This is a genomic window from Mesorhizobium sp. M7A.F.Ca.US.006.04.2.1, from assembly GCF_004022915.1.
Taxonomy (GTDB): Bacteria; Pseudomonadota; Alphaproteobacteria; order Rhizobiales; family Rhizobiaceae; genus Mesorhizobium; species Mesorhizobium ciceri.
On record NZ_RZQA01000476.1, the window covers coordinates 1 to 5,028 of the forward strand.

At 62.8% G+C, this 5,028-nt stretch carries 4 protein-coding genes and 1 pseudogene; 2 read left to right on the forward strand and 3 right to left on the reverse strand.

The window, feature by feature from the left end; translation table 11 throughout:
- The 3 genes and pseudogenes from EN925_RS22995 to EN925_RS23005 all read right to left on the reverse strand — a co-directional run.
- A pseudogene (locus tag EN925_RS22995) lies at positions 1-1,040 on the reverse strand (SPOR domain-containing protein); the annotation flags it as partial.
- A 103-nt stretch (positions 1,041-1,143) separates the two neighbouring features.
- Positions 1,144-2,901 carry an arginine--tRNA ligase gene (gene argS / locus EN925_RS23000; protein ID WP_064993663.1) on the reverse strand — a complete coding sequence of 586 codons (1,758 nt, stop codon included), beginning with the start codon at positions 2,899-2,901 and terminating at the stop codon, positions 1,144-1,146.
- A gap of 75 nt (positions 2,902-2,976) precedes the next feature.
- The gene (locus EN925_RS23005; protein ID WP_127371664.1) at positions 2,977-4,191 is read right to left on the reverse strand and encodes a deoxyguanosinetriphosphate triphosphohydrolase; all 1,215 of its coding nucleotides are present in this window, start codon (positions 4,189-4,191) and stop codon (positions 2,977-2,979) included.
- Positions 4,192-4,281: 90 nt separating this feature from the next.
- On the opposite strand from EN925_RS23005, the gene erpA reads away from it, so the two are divergent.
- Together erpA and EN925_RS23015 are read left to right on the forward strand one after the other, a co-directional pair.
- A complete protein-coding gene (erpA, locus tag EN925_RS23010; protein ID WP_013531288.1) occupies positions 4,282-4,629 on the forward strand; it encodes an iron-sulfur cluster insertion protein ErpA in 348 nt (115 codons plus the stop codon).
- A gap of 1 nt (position 4,630) precedes the next feature.
- Positions 4,631-5,026 carry a VOC family protein gene (locus EN925_RS23015; protein WP_013531287.1) on the forward strand — a complete coding sequence of 132 codons (396 nt, stop codon included), beginning with the start codon at positions 4,631-4,633 and terminating at the stop codon, positions 5,024-5,026.
- Positions 5,027-5,028: the final 2 nt, after the last annotated feature.

A 5,028-nucleotide genomic window follows, 5' to 3' on the forward strand; every position in this document is an offset into this window, starting at 1 on the left:
ACCTTGGCTTCCGGCGCCGCCGGCTGGACCATAGCGGCAGCAACTTCGGCGACCGGCTCTTCGACCGTTTCGGCGAACGAATCTTCAAAGTTCAGGTCGAAGGCATCGTCCGACAGGCCTTCAGGGCTGGAAATCTCGCTTGTTGAGTCCGCAGCATCGGCAAGCACTTCATGCGCTTCCGGCTCGTCGAAGGCGATCGGCTCATCCGCGCGAACGTCGAAATCCATGTCGACATCGGCCATGGCATCGTCGAGGCCAGCAAAGCTCTCGTCGGAGATTGCCTGGCCGTCAAGCGCCGCCGCCTGCTCCGGCATGGCATGCTCGACGGGATCGGCGGCCATGAATGACTGTTCCGCCGCCGAATGGTCGTCGAGCATCAGCTCGTCTTCAAGCGACATTGCCACCGCATCGTCGAACTCGTCATCGGAGGCAACCGGCTCGACAGAAGCGGGCGTATCGGCAACGCTGTACAGGGCCTCTTCGGCTTCCTCATCGATCCGAAGGTCCTGGTCGAGCGAGGCGGCAAGCTCGTCCGCCATCGACTGATCGTCCTCGAAGGGGGACACGTCCTCGAGCGAACCGGCGACGGCATCGCCAATGTCGGACGCGAAAGCGGGCTCGACGGACGGCACGGCTTCAGCGGCGACCGCATGGCTGGCGCCGGCGACGTGGTCGTCGATCTCAGCCATGTCCAGTTCGAAATCGTCGTCGAGCGACGCCGAAAGCTCGTCGTCCATCGCGCTGGCGTCAGCCGCTTCGAATGCCGGCTCATGCACGAAAGTCGGCTCATAAGCCTGGACAACCGGAGCGGCGTCGCTGTCGTCAGCGCCGAACTCGCCCATCATTTCTTTCTCGAGATCGATATCGAAATCGCCCTCTTCGAGCCCGCGATCGGCGGCTGGGGCCTGCGGCTGGGCGGGCGATTGCGGCCTGACCGGCTGGCGCGGGTCGAATCCCATGATCCTGGTCAGTTCCGCGAACGGATCATCCTCAGCGATGTCGTTGTTGTCGGCTACTCTCAGCTGGGTTCTGTCTGCCATTATTGTTCCCGAACTCGCACTCATTCGGACGCCATGGACGTCGCGTAGGGTTGGCCCTTACCAGCGCAATGTGGGCAAAAGGTGACAGGTTATTTAGTCAAACCTAACGCATTTCAGTGGGCGCGGCGGCCCCGATCAACGTCAGGCCGGACGTCAAAACGTCCGAAACAGCCTGCACCAGCCCTAGTCTGGCATGCGTCAATTGTCGGTCGTTAACCTTAACAAAACGTAAGTCCGGATTATCCGTGCCACGGTTCCAGTGCCCGTGGAAGCTGGAAGCCAGATCATAGAGGTAAAATGCCAGCCGATGCGGCTCGAGCGCAAGGGCGGCGGACTCGATCAGCCGCGGGTATTCGGCAAGCTTGCGGATCAGGCCGATCTCGCCCTCGTCGGTCAGCAATGCCGCGGCCGACGCCAGGCTGTTGCGGTCGAAATTGGCTTCGCCCAGTTGCTCGCTCGCCTGCCGGAACACCGAATGACAGCGCGCCGAGGCGTACTGGACATAGAACACCGGATTGTCCTTGGACTGCTCGGTCACCTTGGCGAAATCGAAATCCAGCGGCGCATCGTTCTTGCGATAGAGCATCATGAAGCGGATCGCGTCGCGGCCCACCTCCTCCACCACTTCGCGCAGCGTCACGAAATCGCCAGACCGCTTCGACATGCGCACCGGTTCGCCCTCGCGAAACAGCTTGACCAGATTGCACAGCAGCACGGTGAGCTTGACCTCTTCGCCGGCAATCGCCCGCGCCAGAGCCTCCAGCCGCTTGACGTAGCCGCCATGGTCGGCGCCGAGCACATAGATCAGGTCGACGAAGCCGCGATCGACCTTGTCCTTGAGATAGGCAACGTCGGCGGCGAAATAGGTGAATGAGCCGTCCGACTTGACCAGCGCCCGGTCCATGTCGTCGCCGACCGCGGTCGAGCGGAACAGCGTCTGCTCGCGGTCCTCCCAATCGTCGGGTTTCTCGCCCTTGGGCGGCGGCAGCTTGCCCTTGTAGATATGGCCCTTCAGCGTCAGATCGTTGATCGCGGAGCGGATCTTCCTGGCATTGTCGGCGTGCAGCGTGCGCTCGGAGAAGAACACGTCGTGATGCACGTTGAGCATCGCCAGGTCCTCGCGGATCATCGCCATCATCGCATCGATGGTGCGATCCTTGACGATGGCGAGCGCCTCGTCATCGGGCATCTGCAGCAGCGAGCGGCCGAATTCCGCGACCAGCGCCTGACCAACTGGCACCAGGTAATCGCCCGGATAAAGCCCGGCCGGAATCTCGCCGATGTCGTCACCCAGCGCTTCGCGGTAACGCAGGAATGCGGAACGGCCGAGCACGTCGATCTGCGAGCCGGCGTCGTTGATGACGTATTCCTTGGTCACGTCGTAACCGGCGAAGGCCATCAGATTGGCAAGTGCATCGCCGACGACAGCACCCCGGCAATGGCCGACATGCATCGGTCCGGTCGGATTGGCCGAGACATATTCGACATTGGTCTTCCTGCCGCCGCCAACCATCGAGCGGCCATAGTTGCGGCCCTCGCCGAGCAGTGCGGTCAGATGTGTCTGCCAGAAGCCGTCCTTCAGCCTGAGATTGACGAAACCGGGGCCGGCCACCTCTGTTGCCGCGACATCCTTGTCGTCGCGCAGCGCCTGCGCCAGTCTTTCGGCCAGCGCGCGCGGGTTCTGGCCGGTCGGCTTGGCCAGCACCATTGCCGCATTGGTCGCCAGGTCGCCATGGCTGGCGTCGCGCGGCGGCTCAACGGCAATGCGCGACAGGTCAGGCGAAATGCCGTCTTTGTCTTTCAGATCAAGCGCTTCGACGGCTTTTATGATTCGCGCGGTGAAATCGGCGAAGATGTTCATTTGTGTGACTCTGGGGTCTGGCTCTGGCGGCTTTGCAGCGAATCCGGCTCGTTGGCCGGCAAAATCGAGCCCGCCCTAGCCCAATTCAGGCGTATGGTCAAACAAACGCCGGTGTTCCTTGAGCGCGTAGGTGTCGGTCATACCCGCCAGGAAGTCGGCGACGCTGCGCGCCTTGATGCGATCATCGGCCCGATCCAGCCCCTCGCGCCAGCCATCCGGCATGGCGCGCGGATCGGCGAAATAGGCGTCGAACAGATCCTTGACGATCTGCTCGGCATCCGCGCGCACCCTCATAACCTCCGCGTGCCGGTAGAGGTGCTTGTACAGAAAGGCCTTCAGTTCCTTCTCCAGGGCAGCCATTTCGGCCGAGAAAACCACCATCGTCTCGCCAGCTGCCCTCACTGCATCGGCGCTCCGCGGCCTGATGCGATCGAGATTGGCGGTCGTCGACCTGATCACGTCCTCGACCATGGCCGTTATCTGCCGCCGCATCAGTTCGTGGCCGGTGCGCACGGCATCGAGGGAGGGATAGCGTTCGCGCACGCCTTTCAGGATCGTTCCCGGCAGCGAAACCGTCTCCAGCATGTCCAGCGTCAAGAGTCCTGCCCTCAACCCGTCGTCGATGTCATGCGTGTTGTAGGCGATATCGTCGGCGATCGCCGCGCATTGCGCCTCGATGCCGGCGAACCGGTCGAGTTCGAGATCGTGCAGTTGCGAATAATCACGGATCGCCTGTGGCACCGGCCCTTTCAGACCCTTGCCGTTGGCATCCGTCAGCGGCCCATTGTGCTTGACCAGGCCTTCCAGCGTTTCCCAGGTCAGGTTGAGCCCGTCGAATTCGGCGTAGCGCGCCTCCAGCCTTGTCACGATGCGCAGCGATTGGGCGTTGTGGTCGAAGCCGCCCCAGGCGGCCATCTTCTCGTTGAGCGCGTCCTCGCCGGTGTGGCCGAAGGGCGTGTGGCCGAAATCATGCACCAGCGCCACCGCCTCGGCCAGATCCTCGTCGCCGCGCAGCGCCCGTGCCAGGGCGCGCGCTATCTGCGCCACTTCGATCGAATGGGTCAGCCGGGTGCGATAGTGGTCGCCTTCATGGGCGATGAAGACCTGCGTCTTGTGCTTCAGCCGCCGGAAGGCCGTCGAATGGATGATGCGGTCACGGTCCCGCTGGAATGGCGTGCGGGTCGGGCTCTCCACCTCGTCGAACAGCCGCCCGCGCGAGTTTGCCGGATCGCAGGCATAGGCGGCGCGTGGCCGATAGCCGAATCCGATGTCGCCCAACTCACTGGTCATGGCTGATGCTGCCGCGTTTGACTTAGCCAGGTTGACTTGGCCCCTCGCGCTTCATACCTATCATGTGAAACCGAAAGCAAGGTGACGCCCATGGGCGCTGATGCCAAGACTGCCATGAAAGTCGATATGACCGAGGCCGCCGCCAAGCGGATCGCCAGGATTGTCTCGAACGAAGCCGGCAAGACGGCGCTGCGCGTTTCGGTCGAAGGCGGCGGCTGCTCGGGCTTCTCCTACAAGTTCGATCTGGTCGATACGCGCAACGACGACGACGTCGCCATCGAGAAGGACGGCGCCACCGTGCTGATCGACGATTTGTCGCTGGTCTATATGGGCGGATCTGTGATCGATTTCGTCGACGATCTGATGGGCCAGTCGTTCCAGATCCGCAATCCGAACGCCGTCGCCTCCTGCGGCTGCGGCACGAGTTTCTCCATATAGAATGCCTGCCATCGGTGCGGTCCGTCAGATCGCGCTGTCGGCTGGCCGTGACCTCGACGTGACGCTGGCTTTCTGGCGCGACGTGCTCGGCATGGCCGTCCATGCACGCTTCGATCCGCCGGGCATCGCCTTCATCATGGCCGGAGAAATCAGGCTGCTGTTCACCGACGGCGTACCGGCCGGAACCGTCTATCTCGACATATCGGGCCTTGATCAGTTCCATGCCTCGGCTGCTGCCGCCGGCGTGCCCTTCACCGCGCCGCCAACGCTTGTCCATCGCGACACGGACGGCCAGTTCGGTCCAGCGGGGGAAAGCGAATGGATGGCCTTCCTAAAGGACCCGGCTGGCAATACGATCGGCCTCGTCGAACGCCATCCGCCGCAAGAGCCCAACTGAAC